Annotated in this window: 19 protein-coding genes; 9 read left to right on the top strand and 10 right to left on the bottom strand. The window is 66.4% G+C overall.

Annotated features, from left to right (window positions below):
* Nucleotides 1–11: 11 nt before the first annotated feature.
* The 6 genes from GGQ93_RS07340 to flgK all read right to left on the bottom strand — a co-directional run bounded on the left by GGQ93_RS07340 (nt 12) and on the right by flgK (nt 8,005).
* Entirely contained in the window at nt 12–797 is a 786-nt protein-coding gene (locus GGQ93_RS07340; protein ID WP_152949836.1) for an ABC transporter ATP-binding protein, read from the bottom strand.
* Entirely contained in the window at nt 794–1,912 is a 1,119-nt protein-coding gene (locus GGQ93_RS07345; RefSeq protein WP_152949835.1) for an MlaE family ABC transporter permease, read from the bottom strand. The genes GGQ93_RS07340 and GGQ93_RS07345 overlap by 4 nt, the downstream gene beginning before the upstream one ends.
* Before the next feature lie 218 nt (nt 1,913–2,130).
* Entirely contained in the window at nt 2,131–3,624 is a 1,494-nt protein-coding gene (locus GGQ93_RS07350) for a UdgX family uracil-DNA binding protein (protein WP_183216031.1), read from the bottom strand.
* The gene (locus GGQ93_RS07355; protein ID WP_183216033.1) at nt 3,624–4,862 is read right to left on the bottom strand and encodes a putative DNA modification/repair radical SAM protein; all 1,239 of its coding nucleotides are present in this window, start codon (nt 4,860–4,862) and stop codon (nt 3,624–3,626) included. Before GGQ93_RS07355 ends, GGQ93_RS07350 begins: the two co-directional genes overlap by 1 nt.
* Before the next feature lie 66 nt (nt 4,863–4,928).
* On the bottom strand, nt 4,929–5,894 hold the full coding sequence (locus tag GGQ93_RS07360) for a flagellin (protein WP_152949832.1): 966 nt from the start codon (nt 5,892–5,894) through the stop codon (nt 4,929–4,931).
* On the bottom strand, nt 5,891–8,005 hold the full coding sequence (flgK, locus tag GGQ93_RS07365) for a flagellar hook-associated protein FlgK (RefSeq protein ID WP_182713715.1): 2,115 nt from the start codon (nt 8,003–8,005) through the stop codon (nt 5,891–5,893). Before flgK ends, GGQ93_RS07360 begins: the two co-directional genes overlap by 4 nt.
* A gap of 419 nt (nt 8,006–8,424) precedes the next feature.
* Here flgK and GGQ93_RS16255 point away from each other — a divergent pair, with 419 nt between their 5' ends.
* The 8 genes from GGQ93_RS16255 (at nt 8,425) to GGQ93_RS07405 (ending at nt 19,150) form a co-directional block, all read left to right on the top strand.
* Nucleotides 8,425–10,446 carry a flagellar hook-length control protein FliK gene (locus tag GGQ93_RS16255; protein WP_224764292.1) on the top strand — a complete coding sequence of 674 codons (2,022 nt, stop codon included), beginning with the start codon at nt 8,425–8,427 and terminating at the stop codon, nt 10,444–10,446.
* Nucleotides 10,447–10,449: 3 nt separating this feature from the next.
* On the top strand, nt 10,450–11,172 hold the full coding sequence (locus GGQ93_RS07375; RefSeq protein WP_054765222.1) for a flagellar hook assembly protein FlgD: 723 nt from the start codon (nt 10,450–10,452) through the stop codon (nt 11,170–11,172).
* Nucleotides 11,173–11,218: 46 nt separating this feature from the next.
* The gene (flgE, locus tag GGQ93_RS07380; protein ID WP_054765221.1) at nt 11,219–12,994 is read left to right on the top strand and encodes a flagellar hook protein FlgE; all 1,776 of its coding nucleotides are present in this window, start codon (nt 11,219–11,221) and stop codon (nt 12,992–12,994) included.
* A 172-nt stretch (nt 12,995–13,166) separates the two neighbouring features.
* On the top strand, nt 13,167–13,451 hold the full coding sequence (sciP, locus tag GGQ93_RS07385) for a CtrA inhibitor SciP (protein ID WP_054765220.1): 285 nt from the start codon (nt 13,167–13,169) through the stop codon (nt 13,449–13,451).
* A 92-nt stretch (nt 13,452–13,543) separates the two neighbouring features.
* The gene (mnmA, locus tag GGQ93_RS07390) at nt 13,544–14,758 is read left to right on the top strand and encodes a tRNA 2-thiouridine(34) synthase MnmA (protein ID WP_183216035.1); all 1,215 of its coding nucleotides are present in this window, start codon (nt 13,544–13,546) and stop codon (nt 14,756–14,758) included.
* A gap of 152 nt (nt 14,759–14,910) precedes the next feature.
* Complete coding sequence (locus GGQ93_RS07395) at nt 14,911–17,229, top strand: TonB-dependent receptor (RefSeq protein ID WP_183216038.1); 2,319 nt, start codon at nt 14,911–14,913, stop codon at nt 17,227–17,229.
* Between the two features lie 164 nt (nt 17,230–17,393).
* The gene (locus GGQ93_RS07400) at nt 17,394–18,089 is read left to right on the top strand and encodes a response regulator (RefSeq protein ID WP_152949828.1); all 696 of its coding nucleotides are present in this window, start codon (nt 17,394–17,396) and stop codon (nt 18,087–18,089) included.
* On the top strand, nt 18,080–19,150 hold the full coding sequence (locus GGQ93_RS07405; protein ID WP_054765215.1) for an ATP-binding protein: 1,071 nt from the start codon (nt 18,080–18,082) through the stop codon (nt 19,148–19,150). Before GGQ93_RS07400 ends, GGQ93_RS07405 begins: the two co-directional genes overlap by 10 nt.
* Here the strand turns inward: GGQ93_RS07405 and GGQ93_RS07410 are convergent.
* Complete coding sequence (locus GGQ93_RS07410) at nt 19,147–19,497, bottom strand: VOC family protein (RefSeq protein ID WP_054765214.1); 351 nt, start codon at nt 19,495–19,497, stop codon at nt 19,147–19,149. The two genes, GGQ93_RS07405 and GGQ93_RS07410, sit on opposite strands and share 4 nt — an antisense overlap.
* Before the next feature lie 54 nt (nt 19,498–19,551).
* Entirely contained in the window at nt 19,552–20,253 is a 702-nt protein-coding gene (locus tag GGQ93_RS07415) for a helix-turn-helix transcriptional regulator (RefSeq protein ID WP_183216040.1), read from the bottom strand.
* Nucleotides 20,254–20,591: 338 nt separating this feature from the next.
* Here GGQ93_RS07415 and GGQ93_RS07420 point away from each other — a divergent pair, with 338 nt between their 5' ends.
* Complete coding sequence (locus GGQ93_RS07420; protein WP_054765212.1) at nt 20,592–21,812, top strand: RtcB family protein; 1,221 nt, start codon at nt 20,592–20,594, stop codon at nt 21,810–21,812.
* A gap of 41 nt (nt 21,813–21,853) precedes the next feature.
* Here the strand turns inward: GGQ93_RS07420 and GGQ93_RS07425 are convergent, their stop codons facing one another.
* Both GGQ93_RS07425 and GGQ93_RS07430 read right to left on the bottom strand, forming a co-directional pair.
* Nucleotides 21,854–22,525 (bottom strand): hypothetical protein, encoded by a 672-nt coding sequence (locus GGQ93_RS07425; RefSeq protein ID WP_183216042.1) that lies wholly within the window; start codon nt 22,523–22,525, stop codon nt 21,854–21,856.
* Between the two features lie 45 nt (nt 22,526–22,570).
* Nucleotides 22,571–23,065, bottom strand: coding sequence for a winged helix-turn-helix transcriptional regulator (locus GGQ93_RS07430; protein WP_054765210.1), 495 nt, complete (start codon nt 23,063–23,065; stop codon nt 22,571–22,573).
* Nucleotides 23,066–23,167: the final 102 nt, after the last annotated feature.

Raw genomic sequence — 23,167 nt, forward strand, 5'->3', positions numbered from 1 at the left:
CCTGGCTCTCCTCAAGCCGCCTTTGTGGCCGCGCGACCGCGCGGCCCCAGGAAGTATTCCTTGATCCACGGATGGTCGGAGCCTTCCAGCTCTTTCACCGTGGCCTTTTCGACGACCCGCTTGTCCGCCAACACCGCCACCTTGTCGCAGATGGCGTACAGGCTATCGAGGTCGTGTGTGATCATGAAGACGGACAGCCCCAGGTCGTCCGACAGCTGACGGATCAGTTCGTCGAAGGCTGCGGCCCCGATCGGGTCCAGGCCCGCCGTCGGCTCGTCCAGAAAGACCAGTTCGGGGTCAAGAGCCAGGGCTCGCGCCAGACCGGCCCGCTTCTTCATCCCGCCCGACAGTTCGGCGGGCTTCAGGTGATGGTGCTCGGGCTTCAGCCCCACCATGGCGATCTTCAGCTCGGCCAGCTCATAGATGACGGCCTTGGGCAGTTTGGTGTGTTCGACCAGGGGGGAGGCGACGTTCTCCAGCACGCTCAGCGACGAAAACAGCGCCCCCTGCTGGAACAGAATGCCGGTCCTGCGCTCGATGTCGGCCGCCTCATCGCTGGTCAGGGTGGCGCGGTCATAGCCCAGCACCTTGACCGACCCGCCCTCGGGCTCCTTCAGGCCGATGATGGTGTTCAGCAGCACTGTCTTGCCCGCCCCGGACCCGCCGACCACGCCCAGCACCTCGCCGCGTTCCAGATCGAGGTCCAGATTCTCATGGATGGTGCGTTCGCCGAATTGGCTCAGCAGACCGCGCACCTCGATCAGGGTCTCGGTCTTGGCTTGGGGAGCGTCGGTCATATGTCCAGCTCCAGGAAGATCAGGGCGAAGACCGCGTCCAGCAGGATGATGGCGAAGATCGCCTGCACCACGGCCGCCGTCACTCGTCGCCCCAGGCTTTCGACGTCGCCCGCCACCGACATGCCCTGGCGGCAGCCGATGGCCGCGATCACCAGGGCGAAGACCGGCGCCTTCACCAGACCGACCATCATGTGCTGGGCCATGCTGCCGTCCTCGACCAGACGCTGGAAGAAGAAGGCCGGCCCAAGGTTCAGCGAACTCCAGCAGACGATCAGCCCGCCGATCAGGCCGCCGATCATGCCCGTAAAGGTCAGCAGCGGCAGCATCAGCACCAGGGCCGCCAAGCGCGGCACCACCAGGGCCTGGAACGGATTGACGCCCATCACCTGCATGGCGTCGACCTCCTGGTTCATCCGCATCGAGCCGATCTCGGCCGCAAAGGCGGACGCCGACCGCCCGGCCAGCAGGACCGAGGCGATCACCACGGCGAACTCGCGGAACATGGCCACGCCGATCAGCTGCACCGCGAACACCTGCGCCCCGAAGTCGGTCAGCAGATCGACGCCGATGAAAGCCACCACCGCGCCGATGAAGAAGTTCGTCACCATCACGATCGGAATGGCGTCCAGCCCGGCCCGCTCGCCCTGGCTGACCCAGGCGGGCCAGCGGATGCCGCCCGGATGTTTGGCGGCCTCGACCACCGCCGCCATCAACCGACCGAGGAAGGCCAAGGACAACATGGCCTCCTGACCGAAGTCGTCAACGCCCCGCCCGATCTTGGCGAAGCTGCGGGTGAAGGCGTTGGGTCTCTGCGGCGGCGGCTGGCTCTTGCGCTCCAGCGCCTCGATCATCGTGTAGATGCGCCCGGCCTCGGGTCGGTCCGCCCAGGCCGATTTCGGCACGCCGTGCTGCGAAGCCTTCACCAGGGCCAGGGCGCCGGCCGTATCGAACCGACCCAGGTCGCGGGTGTCCAGGCTCTCGATCTTCCGCCCGTTCAGATCCTTGTCCAGTCGCTGCGGCAGCCGCCCCAGGGCCGTCGTCGTCCAGTCGCCGACGAGACGAAGCTTCGCCGCGCCGCCGCCCGCATCCGTGATTTCGTAATCGGTCTGGCTCATCGCGCCCCGGCAGTCAGAAAGGCCTTCGAACGCTCCCAAGCCGCGCAAGGAACAGCCGAAATACCGCCTCGGCTAATGGTGAAGCCTTGGACCTTAGTCAACGTGCGATGACATTGGCGCCGTGCTTTCCCCGTGCACTGTGTCGAACCTGCGCGCCTCATCACCCCTCCAGCCGCCACGCTGGCGGCGTGTTAAAACGCCGCCGACCCGGTTTGGTTCTAGGACCGGCTTATAAGCCCACGCGCGGCGATCAGATCATCGACAAATCCGCGACGCGCCTCCGCCCGCGAATCCGCATTCGGCAGGCGAAGCAGATAAGAGGGGTGAACGGTGACCATCCCGACCGAGCCGTCGTCCAGAGGCAGGGCCCGCCCCCGCTCCTTCGTCACGGCCGGCTTGCGACCCAGAACCGCCAGTCCCGCCGTCGCCCCCAGGGCCAGGACCAGCCTGGGGCGGATCAGGCGACGCTCGGCGTCCAGCCACCAGCGGCAGGCCTGGACCTCGCCCGCGTTCGGGGTCTTGTGCAGCCTTCGCTTCCCGCGCGGCTCATGCTTGAAGTGTTTGACCGCATTGGTGACATAGACATCGGCGCGTTCGATCCCCGCCTCTTCCAGGGCGGCGTCCAGCACCCCGCCGGCGGGGCCGACGAAGGGCTGGCCGGCCAGATCCTCCTGATCCCCCGGCTGTTCGCCCACGATCATCAGACGCGCGCCGCTGGGCCCCTCGCCGCAGACCCCCTGGGTGGCGTCGCGATACAGGGGACAGCGGCGACAGGCCTGCACCCCGCGCTCGACCTCGCTCAGATCGTCGGGAACCGCATCCGCTGTGGGCCGCGCGGCGTGCAGATCCGGCGCGATCACTCGGGCGAAACGGGCGTTGGGTTCAGGAGCGGGCTTGGCGACCATGACATCGGTCCGAACCGACGACGCGGCCACCAGTTCCGGGATCAGCCCCGCCTCGGGCAGGTTCTTCCAGTATCCCTTGGCCATTTCTCCCTTCATCGCCTTCACCTTCAGCCGGGCGGGATTGAAGGTCGAGGCGTAATAGGTCTTCCAAAACGCCTCGATCTCGTCCTCGGCCGGCGCCATGTCGCGGGTGGCCGGCGGCCCGAAGGCCAGTTGCTCCCCGTCCCAAAACGCCGAGCCGTCCGGCGTCAGGATCGACCAGCGCATGGTCGGGAACCGGCGCTGGAAGAAGGGGGCGGTCTTCTCCAGCACCCGATGCGGCGGCTCGAACCAGGCGACCCAGGCCTCGCCCCGCGCATCCTCGACCTGCCGGAACCGGACGAAGGCCTTCATCTTGTGCGAGGCCCGGCTGACGGTCTTGGCCCGCTCCATCGCCTCGGCTACGTCCGGGTCGGAGATCACCTTCATCAGGTCCGGTTCGTCCCTCAGCCGCCACAGCAGCCGGTACAACAGATCGAACCGGTCGGCGGAGCGGTGCAGGATCACCTCGCGCGCCAGGTCCACGAAGGCGGCGGGCGCCGAGAAGCCCTTCTCCTTCCGCTCGCCCCCCCCTTGAGGATGACGAGGCGTGGCAGGCGGGTGAGCGACCATAGGCGGCTCGTCGAACAACCCGCCCTGCCCGGACGCCTCAGCCCCCTCGACCACGAACCGCGCCGCCGCAGGCTCCACTCCGGCCAACCGCATCTCGCGCGCCGCCGTCCTCCAGGCGTCGAAATCCGTTTCCGACGCCAGCATCGCCGTCCGCATCAGAATAGGCTCAACTGTTGCGGCGCCCCCGTCGCCACCCGCGCCCTAAGGTCCGCCGCGTCGGTCAGGCCGCCGGGCGTCCAGTCCAGGGCGGTGATCCAGGGTCGGACCTTGTCCACTGATCGGGTCAGTCGCCCGACGTCCTCCAGCCTCAGCGTCCGATACCGGCGCACCGACACGATCCGGTCCACCGCCTTCACCCCCAGGCCCGGCACCCGCAGCAGCATCTCGCGCGGCGCCCGGTTCACATCGACGGGGAACTGCTCACGCCGGTTTAACGCCCAGGCCAGCTTGGGATCGACCGCCAGGTCCAGCATCCCGCCGGCGGTCCCCTCCCCGATCTCGGGGGCGGAAAAGCCGTAGAAGCGCATCAGCCAGTCCGCCTGGTACAGCCGGTGCTCGCGCATCAGCGGCGGCTTCGACAGCGGCAGGACCGAGCTGGCGTCGGGGATCGGACTGAAGGCCGAATAATAGACCCGCCTCAACCCATAGCCGCCGTACAGCGAGGCGCTACGGTCCAGGATCTCAGTGTCCGGCGCCCCGTCCGCGCCGACGATCAGCTGAGTGCTCTGACCGCCGGGTGCGAACTTCGGCGGCTTGATCTTGTCGCGCTTGCCCGGCTTGGCCGCCTCGACGCCCAGCCGCACCTGCCCCATCGCCTTCTTGATGACCGCGACGTCCTTCTGGGGCGCCAGCCGCGCCAGGGCCTCGTCGCGCGGCAGTTCGATATTGGCCGACAGTCGGTCGGCGTACAGCCCCGCCATCTCCACCAGTTTCGGGTCGGCCTCAGGGATCAGCTTCAGGTGGATATAGCCGCGGAAGTCGTGGACCTCTCTCAAGGTCTTAGCCGCCAGGACCAGCTGTTCCATCGTATAGTCGCTGTTGCGAATGACCCCCGACGACAGGAACAGCCCTTCGATATAGTTCCGGCGATAGAAGTTCAGCGTCAGGTCCACCACCTCGTCCACGCTGAACCGCGCCCGCTCCACATTCGACGAGGCCCGGTTGATGCAATAGGCGCAGTCGTAGATGCAGAAATTGGTCAGCAGTATCTTCAGCAGGCTGACGCAGCGCCCGTCCGGCGTATAGGCGTGGCAGATGCCCATGCCCTCGGTCGAACCGATCCCCCTGCCGCCGACCGAATCCCGCTTCGACGTCCCCGACGACGAGCAGGAGGCGTCGTACTTGGCCGCATCTGCAAGGATCGACAGCTTCTTTCGGAGATCGAGACGCGCCATATGTTCATGATACGTTCCAATCGGCGACGCCGTCCAGCGTGGCTTTAAATCTATTTTGGGGAAGGCTTAACGGAGCAGGTCAAGCAGGGAGGTGCTGCGCAGCGTGTTGATCACCTGGGCCGACGCCTGTATCGCGACCTGCGCCATCTGCAGATCAGTGACCGCCTGGGCCGGATCATAGCCCGTCTTGTCGTTCATCAGCTTTTCCAAGGCGATCTTCTGCGACTCATGGGCGTCCAGCGCGGACTTGACCTGGTTCTGAACCAGTCCGTTCTTCGCGGTCTGGTTGGTGACTTCCGTATTGGCGGCGTCCAGAGCCTTCAGCGTCGCCTTCAAAAAGGCCTCTACCTCAGCGGTCGGCTTGCCGGTGATCGAACCGGGCGCGGCGGGGGTATAGGTCACGCCGTCTATGACGACAGCATTGCCGTTCTGGTAGGATTGGATGGTGCGAAACACGTCCGTCAGACCGCCGCCCAGCTCGCTGGCCACAAAGCCCGTCTCGACCAAGGTGTTCTCGTCGATGCGCGACTTCTGTTTCAGGGTGTCATTGGCGAAGGTCGAGGCCGTGGAGGGAGCGGCGGCCAGATCAGCCATGGTGGAGGCGGTCGCTGGAGCGTCGTCGCTGTTGCCGCCGCCGAACAGATAGCTGCCCTGATGCTGAGCGTTCAGCCCGCCTTGGATGGTCTGATAGTGCAGTTGCAGCTCGGTCATCAGATTGGTCACGCCGCCGGCCGCCAGGGAGTTGGCGATGGCTTCGCGCGCGCCGGCGCCGCCTTCGTAGATCCGCCCCATGGCCAGGTCCTGCGCGTCCAGCCGCGCCGCCGCGCTCTGGCCTGCGCCGATGAAGCCCTCCAGCCGTTCCTGGGTCGCGGTCAGGGTCGTCAACTGCTCGGCGCTGCGGCCGTAGCCCGCCATGTCGGTGGCGATCTTTTCGCTGGCGATCCGCTCCTGGGCCTGCTGGGCCCGGCTCTGGGCGCTCATCAGGTTCAACAGGGCCGACTGATAGCCCGCATGAGTGGCGACACGTGTCATCTCAGGATCCCGATCAAGGTGTCGTACATGTCCTTGCTCGCCTGGATCAGGCGGGCGGAGGCGTTATAGGCCTGCTGGAAGGTGGTCATATTGACCAGTTCCTCGTCCATGTTCACGGCCTCGGCGGAGGATCTGCGGCTTTCGGCCTCCTTCGCCAGGGCCTCGGCCGTCTCGCTGCGGGTCTTGGCCGCAGACGCCTTGGCGCCGATGTCGCCGGCGAAATCGGCGGCATAGGCCGAAACCGTCTTGGTCGCGGCGCCCATACCGCCGGCGGCGGCGAAGTTGACGTTCTTCTTGCCGGCGTCGGCCAGCGCCAGGCCGCCGCGCCCGTCGTTCTTGCTCAGCGCAGCCGTGCCCGCCGCCGCTGACAGATTGAACTGGGACAGGGCCAGTTTGCCCGGATCCTGCTGAATGTCGCTGCGCACTGAATATGCGCCGGCGCGGGTCGCCCCGGTCCCGCCCAGGCCGAACAGCTGCGACATCGACAGGCCCGACGGCGCCTGGGTGGTGGCGTCCTTGACGATGCTCATCGTCGTGCCGCCGTCATAGGCCCTGAAGCTGAGCGCGCCGGCGGCGTCCAGGCTGAAGGCGCCGTAGCGTCCCATACCGGTGACCGGATCGTTCAGGGCGGTCAGCAGCTCACCCATCGTGCCGGTCCCGGCGGGCACAGCCACGGTGACGTCGCGCAGACGCGATCCCGTCTCGCTGCCGATGCGGAAGGTCAGGCTCTCGCCGGGGTCGAAGCCGTGTTGCGAGGCCAGGGTCAGACCCGTCTCATAGAAGGTGGGCGTGGTCGTGCTGACCAGATCGTTCAGTCCGAACCAGTGGGAGAAGCCCCGCCCGCCCTTTGCGCTCGGCGTCGCGGCGTCGTCGGCGACGGCCACTCCGTTCCCGCCCTGCCCTTCCAGCCTCAGACGGCCGTCCGAGAAGGTGGCGGTGGCCGTTCCGCCCAGCTGAGCGTTCAAGGTCGCCAGGAAGGTGGTCGGATCAGCCGCGACGCCGTTGATGGTCATGGTGGCGCCGGAGAAGACGATCGTCGCCGACCCCTGCACCACCCCGGCGCTGTTCACGGCGGAGATGGTGGTGCTGCCGGTGAAGCCCGTCAGCGCGTTTTCGAGCGACTGGCCGGTGTTGCGCCCGTTCAAACTGGCCGGCGCCGGCACGCTGCTGTGGGCGTTGTGCGCGCGGTTCATCTCATCGGCCAGCTTCGCCGTCAGCTCGCCCAGCCGCGCCGCGGCCTTGGGCGCATCGGTGTCGCGCAGATCGATCAGTCCGCGAATCTCACCCGACGACACCCCGTCCAGCAGCGGCCAGCGCGTGCCGTTGGGCTCGGTGATCATGATGTCGGCGAAGGCGGTCGTGGCGTCGACCGTGCCGGCCGCCTGATAGGACAGGGTGGCGTGCCCGTCGCCGACCAGGGTCATGCCGGTGCCCGTCCGCACCGTGACGCCGCCGTTCGGCCGCTGCTCGATCTTGACGTCCATATATTTGGACAGCTCGTTAATCAGCGTCTGTTGCGCGTTCTGAGCGCCGGTGACGTCCTGATTGATGATCGACCCGGCCGAGATCGTCTTGTTCAGCGTATCGATCTGTTCCAGTAGCGGATTCACCGTCTCGATCGCGCTTTGCAGCCGCCCGTCCGCCTCCTGCCGCGCCGACTGGATCTGGGCGGCGATGCCGGCGGCCTCATTGAACAGAGCTTGGGTCTTATAGACGGTGTCCTGACGCGCCGCCGACGACGTCGGACTTTCCGCCAGGGTGGCGTAGCTTGCGAACAGCTTGTCGATGTCGGCGAAGAAGCCGCCGTTGCCGCTGGGGTCGCCGAACTGGGTCTGGATCTGATCGTAAAGCTCGTAGCGAACGGTCTCGCGCGCCGCATCCGACTTGGCGGCCATGCCTGCGGCCTGAAGGAAGCGATCCGTCGCCAGCCGAACGCGCGCGGCGTCGACGCCAGCGCCGCGCCCCTGGGTTACCGCCGAAGTCTGATCGACGACTTTCCGCACATAGCCGGCGGTGTTGACGTTGGCGATGTTGTCCGACGTGACCCGCAACTGAGCCTGAGCCGTCTGCAGGCCCGACGTCGCAATATTCATGATGGACGTCAGCGACATGGACGCATCCCCTTCGCCTCGGGCGACCCGGCGCCCGGCAGCCCCTGCCCCGTCGCGCGCAAATCTTGCCTGGCGACGCATTGTCGACGCCCAGGGAGAGCGTTGTTTTTAAACGACATAGCTGACAGCACAGACTTCATGGTGAAGATGCGGCGCAAGGGTCAGGCCAGACTGCGGCTGTGTCGGCGGCGCCGACCGGGCGCGCCGTAAGCTTGCAGCGCCCTCACGGCGATCGGCGCCGGGCAAAAAGGGGCGAAAGCACGGCAAGAAAGGCCCAGGCTGATGAGCGACACGAGTAGGGCGAGCGCGATTTTTCTTTACAAAACAAGGAATGAAGAACTGGCCTGAGGCTTGCGACGGGCTGACGGAATCACCAGGCGCAGCAGGCGCCGCCCCATCTGAAAGCCGCCTGCGCCCTCATGCCGTCTGCATCCGCCCTGTTCGCCGCCCCGCTTCCGGTTTCGACCGGAGCGCCAGAGGCTGCGTCCGGCGCTGTGACCGACGAAACCGCTGGGCTGTTCTCTTCGAAATTGGGGGACGTGCTTCAGGCCGTGGGCAAGACCGAGGCGACGCCCGTCGAACCGGCCCACCGTGCGGCGACGCTTCTGTCCTTGGTGGTCGTCATGGCGGAAGAACAGGACGCGGCGCAGACCGCTGACCCTGTCGTCGAGACGGCGACCGCTCAGCCCGGCCCCGTGGTCGCCGAGGCATCAGGCGGTACGCCCGCGCCCGTCTTGCCTGAAGCCTCCGTCGAGCCCGCGTCCGACACGGAAGCGGCGCTCGCGGCTCCGCCGATTGCGCCGGTTGCGCCGGCGCCGATTGCCCCGCCGCCTGTGGTCCTTCAGCCCGGCGACACGGCCGAGATCAGCGTCGATCAAGCGACCGTCTCAGCCGAACCGGCGGCGTCCTTGGTCTCTTTCCCGTCGATCTCAAACAAAGAAGAGGCGGCTGCAACTGGCGACGTAAGCGGCGAGACCGCCGGCACGGCAGCCGGGCCAGAGGACGCGTCCACGCCAATGACGACCGCCCCGCAGTCGGCGACCCAGGCCGCGCCCGCTGCGCCGGTCCAATCGACGATCGCTCACATCGCATTGAAGGCCGAGCCTGAAACAGCGCCGACCGCCGCGATGGAAACCGTCTCCGTCACGAAGACGCCTTCGTCCGATAAGCCCGAGACGTCGTCAGACGTCGCCGCGGCCCTGAAGGCGGCCGCCTCTATCGAACATGGCGCGACGATGAAGCCGACGCCGGACCTCGCCTCCAGCTCTTCCTCGCCCCCGCCCCTCGAGGCCAAGGTCGCAGAACAGCCTACGGTTACGGGGGCCAAGGTCGCTCAAGAGGCCAAGCCTCAATCGCCCGCGACGCCCCCCGTCCAGAGCCTCGCTCCAGACCTTGGGGCGAAACCCGACATCGACCCGACCCGACTGGACGTCAAGGTCACGGTTCGCCCGGCGATCACGCCTGCGCCTGCAGTAGCGCCGGCGTCGCCCGCGGCTCCGATCGTCGCGTCCGTCCTGACGGCGGCCGATGCCCTGGAGGCGATCGCAGCGATCGAAACGGCGGCCGTCCCCGCCGAAGAGCAGACGGCGCAGACGTCCGTGAACGCCGCGACGCCTGCGACCGCCGAGGCGGCGTCCCGAGACAGCCTCGCCAAGGCCGGCTCCACGTCACCGCAGCCGACGCCGCAACCGGCGCCTCAGCGTCGTCCGGCGGCAGAGTCGTCTCCCACGCCGGCCTCGGCCGAGGCGCTCCCGGCCGGCTCGTTGTCTAACGCCGACACGGCTGCGGCCTCAGCCCAGGCGGCGCCGGCGGCGCCATCCTCGCCTTCGTCCTCGGCTCAGACCGCGGCTCCCGCCGCTGCGGCGTCGGCCGAGGCCGCCGTTCCGTCAGTTCCTCCCGCCCCCTCCGATGCGGCGACGCCGATCGAAGGGCACAAGACGGCCCACGCTGCGGAGACCCTCGCAGGATCGGGTCCGGCGCCGTCCGCCTCCGCCCTCTCGCACGCCACCATCGAAACCACGGCCCATCTGGCCGCCCAGATGGCGCGCAAGCTGGAAGGCCGCTCGACGCGGTTCGACATGGTTCTGACGCCCGAGGATCTGGGACGGGTCGACGTCAGCCTTGAGATCGGCTCCGACGGCCAACTGGCGGCTCGACTGGCGTTCGACAATCCCGCCGCCGCCGCCGAACTGCGCGGCCGGGCCGATGAACTGCGTCGCCAGCTTCAGGACGCCGGTTTCCAACTGTCGAACGACTCCCTCGACTTTACTCAGCGCGATTCCTCGTCCGGCGGCGGCTTTGAGCGTCAGCACCAGCAACGCCAGGCCCTATTCACCGGCGCCGCCCGGCTGACCGCCGAGACCGATCTCCCCGTCTCGCCGCCTCCGGGCGCCTGGACCAACCATTCCCAGACGCGCGACCGCGTCGATGTGAGGGTCTGACACATGGCCACCGCGATCTCTTCCGTCGACGCCCAAGGCCGCCTGAACAGCGGCAAGGCGATGATGGCCTCGAACTTCGAGACCTTTCTGACCCTGCTGACCACCCAGATGAAGAACCAGGACCCGCTGTCGCCGCTGGATTCCAATGAGTTCACGGCCCAGCTGACCCAGATGGCGGGCGTCGAGCAGCAACTGCTGACCAACGACCTGCTGAAAAGCCTGGTCGCCGCCCAGACGGGGGGCGGCCTGGACAACGCCGCCAACTATATTGGCAAACAGGTGACCGCCGCCTGGACCGCCACCACCCTGGACGAAGGCAAGGCGACTTGGAGCTACGAACTGGCCTCCAACGCCGAGAGCGCGAAGCTGCAGGTCGTCGACAGCGCCGGCAAGGTCGTCTGGGAAGGCGACGCCCCGAACAAGACGACGGGCCTGCACGACTTCGTCTGGGACGGCAAGACGACCCAGGGCGATCAGCTGGACGACGGCGGTGTCTACACCCTGAAGGTCAGCGCCACCAACGAGGCGGGCGCCGCCGTCGAAAGCCAGGCCCTGATCCGCGGTCGCGTCACCGGCGTCGAGATGTACGACGGCGCCCCCTATCTGGTGATCGGCGATTCCATCCTTCCGCTTTCGACCGTGATTTCGCTGAACGAGATCACGGATCGCGCAGACAATGACGATACGGAGAAGCCGGACGTCCCGACCGAGGAGGCGGCCGCATGATGCGCTCCGCCGCCTTCCCGATGACTTCCATTCAAGGAGCGTATTCATGAGCTTGAACAGCGCAATGCTGGCCGGCGTGTCCGGCCTGGCCGCCAACTCCGCCGCCCTGGCGGCGATTTCCCAGAACATCGCCAACGTCAACACCGTCGGCTACAAGCGATCGCAGGGCGAGTTCCAGACCCTGGTCAACAGCCAGACCCGGACCGGCGGCTCCTATTCCGCCGGCGGCGTGATGTCGGCGACCCGCTCCTTCGTGAGCCAGGAAGGCCAGCTTCAGCGCACGACCGAGAACACCGACCTGGCCGTCAGCGGTCAGGGCTTCTTCGTCACCACCACCCAGGCCGAGAACGTCGGCGCCACCGACACCCGCCTGTTCACCCGCGCCGGCGCCTTCCGGGTCGACAATCTGGGCTATCTGAAGAACAGCGCCGGCCTCTATCTTCAGGGTTGGCCGGTGGATTCGAACGGCGACATCTCGACCGATCCGTCCGACCTGTCGCGCCTGCGCTCGATCAACATCGGCCAGGTCGGCGGCACCGCCGAACCGACGACCCGGGTTCAGATCAACGCCAATCTGCGTTCGACCCAGACGGTTTCCTCCGCCGCCGCCGCCAATCGCTATAACGGCGTCGATGACGCCGCCACCCCGCCGGTCGAACATGATGTGGACGTCTCCTACGTCCGCACCGGCGCCAACACCTATCAGGTGACGATCAAGACGGGCATCACCAAGATCACCGGCACCGCGACCTACGCCGCCGGCGCCCTGACGGGCTTCACCCCCACTGCGGGAAGCAACGGTTCAGCCACCGCAACCGCGACGGCCCTCACCATCACCCCGACCAGCGGCACGCCGCCTGTCGCGGGCACGCCCTTCGCGATCAACTTCGCCGATATCGGCATGTCGACGGACGGCGTGGCCAAGACCAAGTACGACCCCTCGGCCAACTCCATGGCCATGTACAACGCCGAGGACGACAATCCGGTGGGCGTCAAGCCGGACTTCAAGATGAACATCCCGGTGTCGGACTCGAAAGGCGGCCAGCGCAACCTGGAAATCCGCTTCCTGAAGAGCGCCGAACCGAACCAATGGTATGCGGAAGTGGTGGCCGTGCCGGCCAGCGACGTCGTCACCGGCGCGCCCTACTCCCACGGTCAGATCAAGACCGGCCTTATCGCCTTCACCCCCTCAGGCCGCCTGGATATCGAGACCATGCAGGCTTGGCCCGCAGGCAAGGGGCTGTTCGACGATCCGGAACAGGCGAGCCTGAACTTCCTGGAATCCGATCCGAACAATACGATCGACCCCGCTGATCCGAGCGACAACGGCAAGGTCAAATGGGCCGACGGCCTGGGCATCGCGGCCCAGACCGTGACCCTGGACCTGAACACCTCCGCGGGCGGCCTAAGCCAGCTGAACACCGCCTCGGTGGTCCAATCGACGGTCACCAACGGCACGGCCTTCGGCAATCTGAGCGAGATCACCATCGACGAGGGCGGCTTCGTCACCGCCATCTTCGACAACGGCGTGATGCGTCGGATCGCCCAGGTCGCCATCGCCACCTTCCCCAGCCCCGACAGCCTTAAGGAGGTGTCCGGCAACGCCTATGCGGTCAGCCTTGAGAGCGGCACCTACAATCTGAAGGCCGCAGGCACCGGCGGCGCGGGCAAGGTCGCCGCCCAGCAGTTGGAGTCTTCCACGGTCGATCTGTCGGCGGAATTCACCGGCCTGATCACGACCCAGCGCGCCTATTCCGCCTCGTCCAAGATCATCACCACGGCGGACGAAATGCTCGCTGAACTGATCAACATCAAACGCTGATCGGCCAGTAAGTAACCGTTAGTTCTAATGAATCGTCGCTCAAGCAAGGTTTACAGAGTCCCTCTGGCGAGGTCGGATTTTATCCGTTTCTTCACCACGACGCTTAAACCGACCTTAGAGGGGCAGGCCTACAGTCATCTCACTACGGTGATGGTGAAAGAGGCATAAGCCCATGTTGCAAGAGCGACGCCTGAATAGCAAAGGCGAACAATACGTGGTCGGACCGACTGGCACGCCCCTGACCCTGAACGATCTGCCCCCGGCCAACACGGACCGGTGGGTGATCCGCCGCAAGGCCGAGGTCGTCGCCGCCGTTCGCGGCGGCCTGCTCAGCCTGGACGACGCCCTGGCGAAGTACCGCCTGACGGCGGAAGAATTCCTCGCCTGGCAGAAGGCCATCGACAAATGGGGCATGCAGGGCCTGCGCACGACGCGGATCCAGAGCTACCGCTCCTAAGGCTTCTCCCCGAAGACGAAGAGGGCCGTGTCCGGCGACGGATGCGGCCCTTTTCGTTTCCCAGCCTCGAAATCGCGCCGGTTCCGCACTAAATGGCGGCCATGACCCTGGTCGAAGATCTCTGCCCCGTTCCCGACATCCGCCGCACTGACATGGATGCGGCGGTCGAGAGCGCTCGGGCGGCGGTCGGCCTGCCGGTCGGAGCGCGCGTCGTCGCCGCCATGTCCGGCGGGGTCGATTCCACCGTCGTCGCCGCCCTGCTGCACAAGGCGGGCTATGACGTCGTCGGCGTGACCCTTCAACTCTACGACCACGGCGCGGCCCTGAAGAAGAAGGGCGCCTGCTGCGCGGGCCAGGACATTCACGACGCCCGTTTAGCCGCCGAGACCATAGGCATCCCCCACTATGTCCTGGACTATGAAAGCCGGTTCAAGAACGCGGTGATCGACCAGTTCGCCGACTCCTATCTGAAGGGCCAGACCCCGGTCCCCTGCATCCGTTGCAATCAGACGGTCAAGTTCCGCGACCTGCTGGACGTCGCCCGCGACCTGGGCGCCGAGGCCATGGCCACGGGCCACTACGTCCGCCGCGCCGCCGTCGGCAATCGCTCGCAGATGCGCAAGGCGGTCGACCATTCGCGCGACCAGTCCTACTTTCTGTTCGCCACCACCCAGGACCAGCTCGACTATCTGCGCTTTCCGCTGGCCGATCTGGAAAAGCCCCAGGTGCGCGGCGTCGCCGCCGAACTGGGGCTGAAGATCGCCGCCAAGCCGGACAGCCAGGACATCTGTTTCGTGCCCTCCGGCGACTACCGCACCCTGATCGACCGCCTGCGCCCGCAAGGGCGCGAGGCCGGCGAGATCGTGCACATGGACGGTCGGGTGCTGGGACGCCATGCCGGCATCACCGACTACACCATCGGCCAGCGCCGGGGCCTGAACGTCGCGGTGGGCGAGCCCCTGTTCGTCGTCAGGCTGGAGCCCGAAACCCGCCGCGTCGTCGTCGGCCCGCGCGAAGCCCTGCTGACCGCGTCTCTGACGCTGGAAGAAACCAACTGGCTGGGCGACGAGGCCACGATCCAGGAGGCCGCTGCGTCCGGCCTCCCCGTCCTCGCCCGTGTCCGCTCGACCCGCCAGTCCTCCCCCGCCCGTCTGGCCCTGATCGACGGCGACGTCTGCGTGGTTTTCGACGAAGGCGAGGAAGGCGTCGCCCCCGGCCAGGCCTGCGCCCTGTACGATTCGACCGACCCCGACCGCGTCCTGGGCGGCGGCTTCATCCGCGACACGACCGCCGTAGCGACAGCCTAGACAATTGTGGAGATCGGGTGGATTTTGAGTTGATTTTCGTCGAATACTGATTGAGACCCTATTCAACAATAATGCACGAGTGCGTTATATTTCTTTAAACTGATCATTGCAGTAATGCCCTAATCCCCGGCCTGACCAAGCAGGGGAAATAAATGCAACGTCAAAACAAACTCCGCCTCCAGCTTTTGCTGGGGACCGCGCTTCTCGCCGCGCCCGTTTCCGCCTTCGCCGGCAGCGATCCCGTCGCCGTCGATCCGACGCCGACCGGCCTGGCCGACATCGTCGTCACCGCCACCAAGCGTGAAACCAATCTGCAAGACACGCCGATCTCCATCTCGGTCATGGGTTCGGAATCGCTGGAAAACCGCCACGTTCAGAGCCTGATGGATCTGGCCGACGGCGCTGTGCCCAGCCTTCGCGTCGCCACCTTTGAAGCGCGCCAATCGGCCCTAACCATCGGCATTCGCGGCATTGTGCCGAACGACGCCAACCAACCCGCCCGCGAACAGGGCGTCGGCGTCTATGTCGACGGCGTCTATCTGGCGCGTCAGCACGGCCTCGCTTCCGCCCTGCTCGACATCGAACGGGTGGAAGTCCTGAAGGGGCCGCAAGGCACCCTGTTCGGCCGCAACACCGAAGGCGGCGCCCTGTCGCTGGTGACCAAGAAGCCCACGGGCGAGTTCGGCATGCGCGCCGTCGCCGGCGTCGGCAACCTGGACTCCTACAACTCCGAACTGCACGTCGATTTTCCGGCCCTGGGCGACTTCGCCTTCAAGGTGGACGGCGTGATCGCGGTTCAGGGACCGGCCACCAAGAACATCCTGCCGGGCGAGACGGGCTTTGGCCAATACGACCGCCGCGGTCTGCGCTTCCAGACCCGCTGGACCCCGGCCGAAAACTTCACCGCCGATCTGGCGGCCGACATCGGCAAGGACAAGAACACCCCGTTCTACAGCCAGCTGCTGAACTTCAACCCGAACGGCCTGACGGTCGTGCCGTGGACCTCGGCCACCGTGCCGAGCGGCTCAATCCGCGCCCTGTCGCCCCTGGTGCAGGTCGAGGGTTCGGAGCGCATGACGCAGGCCGACATCGGCGTGCCTCAGCAGTGGAGCGTCGATGACACGCGCGGGACGGATCTGCATCTGTCCTATCGCCCCAGCGACGCGCTGGAGCTGCGTTCGATCACCGCCTATCGCGACCTGGACGTCGAGCAGTACGACAATATCGCCGGCGCCCACCGTCCGCCGGTGACCGGCCCGAACGGCAAGTTCTCGCGCTACTCCCTGGCCGGCTTCTGGCAGCACCAGTTCAGCCAGGAAGTCCAGGCGGTCGGTTCGCTGGGCGACAGCATCGACTATGTCGGCGGCGTCTTCTACTTCAAGGAAACCGTGTCGGACGATGCGGCCACGCCTTCGACGAACCAATGGAACGCCGACGGCACGGGCTACACCATCCTGGACCCCACCCCGACCATCCGCGGCTCCCGCTCGCTCGACCGCAAGTCGACGGCTCACGCCGAATCCAAGGCGGTCTATGGTCAGGCGACCTGGACCCCGGCCCAGCTGGACGCCCTGCACCTGACGGTCGGCGGCCGCTACACCTGGGATGACAAGGACGGCAAGCTGGAGATGGTGAACAACGCCCCGACCAATCTCAACTTCAACACCTCGGTCGATCGGTTCGATCCGCTGGTCACCCTGGCCTATGACCTGACCGACAGCGTCAACGTCTACGGCAAATATTCGACCGGCTATCGGGCCGGCGGCGCCTCGTCGCGCTCGCTGACCTATCGCTCCTTCGATCCGGAAGAGGTGAAGGCCTATGAGCTGGGCCTGAAGAGCGACCTGTTCGACCGTCGGGTGCGGCTGAACGCGGCCGTCTATGCGATGGACCGCACCGACAGCCAGATCGACTTCAGCCTTGTCACCGTGATCGGCGCCTCGACCCGCAACACGCTGGAAACGATCAACGCCCCCGGCACCACCAAGATCCGGGGCCTGGAGTTGGAAGGCCAGTTCCGCGCCAACGACTATCTGACGCTGTCGGCCTCCTACGCCTATACGGACGCCAAGATCCCGGACACGGTGAACCCGTTCAACAATCAGGTGCAGAAGGTGTTCATCGCCTATACGCCTGAGAACGCCGCCAGCGTGGCCGCAGACTGGAACTCGCCCTTCATGGGCGCGACGCTGAAGGCTCACATCGACGCCAACTACGCCGACGCCAGCCACAGCTTCGACCAGTTCGAAATCAAGAACGACTCCTCGTTCCTGGTGAACGCCCGCATCGCGGTGGCCGACATCGCCACCCGTGAAGGCGGCCCCGATCTGGAAGTGGCCCTGTGGTCGCGCAACCTGCTGGACGAGACCTATGTCTACCGCCGCGACCCCTCGAACCGGGGCACCCTGGGCGACTACGGCAACTTCAACAACCCGCGCTCTTTCGGCATCGAGCTGCGCGCCTCCTACTGACCGTCCTCCTCCCGGTCAGTTCGCCCCCTCCCGCCCAGCGCGGGAGGGGGTTTTCTTTGTCGGATTATCCAGATTTTGTGGAGACCGGATGAAGTTTGTCCGAAGCCGCATGGTTCTGCTGGACGGACCGGGCGCGCGGCGCGATGGCGGAGGACGGAGGTTTCATGAGCAGTCTTGTCTTGATCGCCGATGACGAAGGCGAAATCGTCGAAATTCTGGACGCCTATATGCGTCGCGAGGGCTTTCGAACCGCGACCGCCTCGGACGGGCAGCAGGCGCTTGATCTCCATGCCTCTCTGAAGCCCGACATGGTGCTGCTGGACGTGCGGATGCCCAATCGCGACGGCTGGGACGTCCTGGGCGAACTGCGCCGGCGCGGAGAGACGCCGGTCATCATGGTCACGGCCCTGGACCAGGATCTGGACAAGCTCCAGGCGCTCCGCATCGGCGCTGACGACTATATCGTCAAGCCGTTCAAACCCGTGGAGGTCGTCGCGCGCGTCCACGCCATTCTCCGCCGCACCGTCGGCGCGCCCGACGCCAAGGTGCTGCGGGTCGGACCGGTCGAGGTCCAGTTGGAGAACTATCTCGCCGCCGTGATCACGGCCGACGGACGTCGACGCCTGGACCTCACCCTGACCGAATTCAAAATGCTGGCCCATATGGCGCGGATTCCGTTGCGGGTCTTCACCCGCGCCGAAATCCTGGACGCCTGCTTCCCGAACCAGGACGTTCAGGAACGCACGATCGACAGCCATTTCAGCCATCTTCGACGCAAGCTGGAGGCCGCCGGCGCCGTCGGTCTGGTCGCCAATGTCCGGGGCGTCGGCTACCGGCTGGAGCCTGACGCTTGCCCCTGACCGACGGCATAGGGCGCAATGTGGCGGCTCGGATCGGCCTGGTCACCCTGACCGGCTTCATCCTCAGCGCGTTCTGCGCCTTCTTCGTCTATGCCTGGGTGTTTGAAAACCATCCCGGCGTGGTCGCCGCGCCGCATCACTGGAAGCCCCAGGCCGTCGACTATGCGGTCATCGTTGCAGCGGTCCTGACGGCGATCGGCCTGGCCGTCATGGCCGGCGCCCTGCTGGCTCGGCAGATCGTCCTTCCACTCGCGTCCCTGGCTATTACGGCCCAACGGATTTCAGAGGGCGACCTGACCGCTCGCGCCACCGTCGGCAAACGCGCCCTTCGCGAAACCGCCCAACTGGTCGAAGACTTCAACCGAATGGCGCAACGGCTTCAGGCGCACGCCGAGGAACGCATCGCCTGGAACGCCAAGATCGCCCACGAATTGCGCACCCCGGTCACCATTCTGAAGGGACGTCTGGAGGGCGTCGCCGACGGGGTGTTCCAGATCGACGATCACACCCTGACCAGTTTGAGGCGTCAGATCGAGGGCCTGGCGCGCATCGTCGAGGATCTGCGGGTGGTCAGCCTGGCCGAAAGCAACCACCTGGATCTCCAGCTTGAGGCGGTCGATCTGTCCCAAGAGATCGGCGCCCTGCGCGAAATCGTACAGCCCAGCCTGAGCGCCGCCGGTTTCGAAGCCCAGTGGCGCCTGGAGCCCGCCCTGGCCGTCTGCGATCCGACACGCCTCAGACAGGCCGCCCTGGCCCTGCTCGAAAACGCGCGGCGACACGCCGTTCCGGGTCCGCTGGTGATCCGCACGGCCACCTTCGGCGCCTTCGCCCGGATTTCGATCGAGGACAGCGGCCCCGGCATAGACGCCGATCGCGCCGCCCACATCTTTCACCCCTTCAAGCGCGACCCATCGGCCACGGGCTCGGGCCTGGGATTGGCGGTCGTCCGGGCGATCGCGGAGGCTCACGGCGGGCTCGCCCTTCACCGTAACACCGTCGCAGGCGGCTCCCTCTTCACCCTGGAGATTCCACGTCAGCCCGCGCGCCGACCCGCGGTCTAGCCGGCGGCGAAGACCCGGATGCGGTTGCCGTCGGGATCGCTCGCGACGAAGGCCCGCCCCTGACGGGTGTCCATCGGCGGCAAGACGATCCGCGCGCCGCGATCCCACCAGTCCATATGCAGTTCATCCACCACGGACGGCGCCTTCATGCGCAGTTCCAGGGCGTCTCCCGGTCGAGACGCCGGCTGTGCCGAACGCCACAGGCTCAGCGTCCGCCGGGTCGACAGAATGAAGACGGCGCGATCCGGCCCCGCTTCCAGCGGCGTTCGCCGCAGCAGCCGGGCGTAGAAGCGCGCCGCGGCCTCCGGGTCGGCGACGCTCAGTGGAATGTCTTCGATCTCGGTCATGCGCCCTCCGGTTTTTGCGAGAACAAACCTAGACCGCCCTGCTGCCAGTTCCTGTCAGCATGATCCTGCTTCCGCCCGTTTTTCCTGCGCCTCATGCCAGGTCTTCAGCAGGGCCTGACGCCGGGCGGGATAGCGGGCCTCCGTCACCTCCGCCTCGACGATCCGGTCGGTGCGGAAACTGCGGAAATCCTGTCGCAACTCGCACCAGGCCAGCAGCAGCCGCACCCGGTCGAAGAAGACCAGGGCGAAGGGCCAGACCACCCGTTCTGACGCCTTGCCCGCCTCGTCGCGGTAACACAGCCTCAGCCGCCGCTCGGTGCGGATCGCCTTTCTCAACAGGGCGGGATCGACCAGATCGGTCGGAAACGGCGCCCCCGGCACGACCAGCAGGGCCGAGGTCTCCATCTCGTCGCGCAGATCCGGGGGCAGGACCGCCGCGATCCGCGCCAGCGCCCCCAGGGCGGCGTCCCGCATCCGCGCATCGGCCCGGTCCGCCACCCAGCGCGAACCCAGCACCAGGGCCTCCACCTCCTCCGGCGTGAACATCAGCGGCGGCAGCAGATAGCCCGGCTTCAGCACATAGCCGACCCCCGGCTCCCCCTCGATCGTCGCCCCCTGCGCCTGCAGGCTGGCGATGTCGCGATACAGGGTGCGCAGACTGACCCCCATCTCCTCGGCCAGCGCGCGACCGCTGACCGGCTGGCGTCGTCGCCGCAGGGCGTTCAGAAGATCAAGCAGGCGTTCGGACCGGGACACGACGCGAGCCTAGCAGAGATGCTGACAGAAAGCGGCAGCATCAGGTTTTTTGGGATCAGGGGTTGCCGCGCACCGCCTTGGCCGTGTATCCGGCCGCCTCCGAAGAAGAGACACCCATGTTCGCCCAATACGTCGCCATGAACGCGCCCAAGAGCTTGGACCGCCTGTCGGTCCAAGGCGAGGGCGCGTGCGTGAGGGGCGCATAGGGAGCAGCGGGTCTATCGACTTCGGCTTTCCAGAAACCCCTCCCGCTTCCGGCCGGAGGGGTTTCTTGCGTCTGCGGGGCTCCTTTTCTCGCCGGTCCGGGAGGATCACAGACAGAGAAGGAGACGTCGGCCATGCGTGGTTATGACGTAATCGAAACCCCGGACCATGTGCCGATCAAGGCCTGGACCCGAGGGGTGCCCATCGAGGATGCGGCGCTGAAACAGCTGAAGAACGTGGCCTCGCTGCCGTTCATCCACAAGCACGTCGCGGTCATGCCGGACGTGCACTGGGGCATGGGCGCGACGGTGGGGTCGGTGATCCCGACCGTGGGAGCCATCATCCCGGCCGCCGTGGGCGTGGACATCGGCTGCGGCATGATGGCGGTGCGGACCTCGATCCGCGCCGAACACCTGCCCGACGACCTGTCGGCCATCCGCTCCGCCATCGAGGCCGCCGTTCCGCACGGCCGCACCGACAACGGCGGGCGCAACGACAAGGGCGCCTGGGCGGCCGAACCGCCGGCCTCGGCGGTCACCCGTTGGGCCGATCTGAAGGCGGGCTATGACGCCGTGGTGGAAAAACACCCCAAGGCGGCGCACCCGCGCGGCTTCGGCCACCTGGGCACTCTGGGCACGGGCAACCACTTCATCGAGCTGTGCCTCGACGAGGCGGGCGACGTGTGGGTGATGCTTCACTCCGGCTCGCGCGGGGTGGGCAACCGGTTCGGGACCTATTTCATCGAACGGGCCAAGCACGAGATGCGCCGCTGGCACATCAACCTGCCCGACCAGGACCTGGCCTATTTCCCGGAAGGGACGGACGGCTTCGTCGACTATGTGCGGGCGGTGTCGTGGGCGCAGAAATACGCGCGCGCCAACCGCGAGGTGATGATGGACAGCGTGCTCGGGGTGCTGAAGGCCTTCTGGCCGGATCTGGAGACGACGCAGGAGGCGGTGAACTGCCACCACAACTACGTCTCCAAGGAGAAGCATTTCGGCAAGGACGTCTTCCTGACCCGCAAGGGGGCCGTGTCGGCCAAGGACGGCGAACTGGGCATCATCCCCGGCTCGATGGGGGCGAAGTCCTTCATCGTCCGCGGCAAGGGCAATGCGGATTCGTTCTGCACCTGCTCGCACGGCGCCGGTCGGGCCATGAGCCGGACCGAAGCCAAGCGCCGCTTCACGATCGAGGACCACGTCCGCGCCACCGAGGGCGTGGAATGCCGCAAGGACGCCGAGGTGATCGACGAAACCCCGATGGCCTATAAGGACATCGACGCGGTCATCGCGGCCCAGACCGACCTGATCGAGGTCGTGCACACCGTGCGTCAGGTGGTGTGCGTCAAGGGATGACGGGAGCCGGTTTCACCGCAGGGTGGGGCCGGCTTTCGTCGTCAGGGCTCCGGGCGCCAGGTTACCCAGCGAGGCTCGCTAATGATGGGGGCGAAGGTGGGAGCCGGCGGATGCGGCAGACCATCATCCGCCCCTCGGAAAGTCACTGTCATCCAGTCCAACTGGGCCGTGTTTGTGTCTCCCGCAAAAATCTCAAGGATCGACAGACCCTCAGCCGGCCCAGGCCAAAATTGGCACCCCACAACGGCATTCAACTGATCAATGTGAAACCAGGACACATTGTCCGTTGCGGGTTTCGTCCAAGGCCAAGGTTGCGAACTTCTTATCGCAGTGACTCCGCCGGTGCCTGAATTGTAGCGGGAAACGACTTCCGCCTGCTCGAAATGTCGGCGTGCGGCGGCCTCCTGAGGACCGGCTCGATCAAGGAATTGTTCGATAGCGGCCAGCTCTAGTGTTGAAAATCCTGGACCTTGCTGGCTTTGAAGACGCGTTCTGGACCTCCAGCGAAAGTAGTTTCGAACAAACCTCTGCTGCCAAAACAGGAATCCCAAAGTCCAGCAGAACGCATAGAGGCCGAAAAACCAGGGAATGGCGGCGTTGCCGAAGGCGATCAGGACGCCGAAGCAACCACCGGCAAAGGTAAAGGCCGACAGGGCCAGCACGGTGTTCTGAACACGAGCCTTCCTGTTAGGACGCCGACTGAACTTGTCCAACCAAAGCCCCCTGTCCCGCTCTCAAACCCGTCCTCGACGGCCGCCCTAAGCCGCCTCATCATCCTTCGGCATCACATCCCCCACCGTCGGCCGGTTCTCCGCCCGCGTCAGCCGGATGTCCCTCGGCTTGACGATCTCGCCGCAGCAGCCGCAGGCGATGCGCGGGGTCAGGGTGGCGCCGCAGGTCGAGTGGACCATGTCGATGCCGCAGTCGGTCTCGCCATAGACGTGTTTGGCGCCCCAGCCGTGCAGGGTCACCAGAACCCCGTACAGATCCTTGCCCTTGGGCGTCAGCACATATTCGTTGCGCGGGGGCCGTTCGGAATAGGGGCGCGGCTCCAGCACCCCGTGCTGGACCAGGCTTTTTAGACGCGCGGCCAGGACGTTGCGCGCCACGCCCAGATTGTCCTGCCATTGCTCGAACCGGCTGACCCCGTTGAAGGCGTCGCGGATGACCAGCAGGGTCCACGGATCGCCGATCACCTCCAGGGTGGCGGCGATGGAGCAGCTTTGGCGGCTGTAGTCTGCGGTGCGTCCCATGCGACAAAAGTGACCCCGCGTCAGGCGGTTGGCAAGAGGGTTGCCAATCCGAACCGGCTCAGTCAGTCTTGTTTGGCAATGGACCTGCGCCCCCTCCAGAAC

Source organism: Brevundimonas aurantiaca (assembly GCF_014199955.1).
In the GTDB taxonomy this organism is placed as follows: Bacteria; Pseudomonadota; Alphaproteobacteria; order Caulobacterales; family Caulobacteraceae; genus Brevundimonas; species Brevundimonas aurantiaca.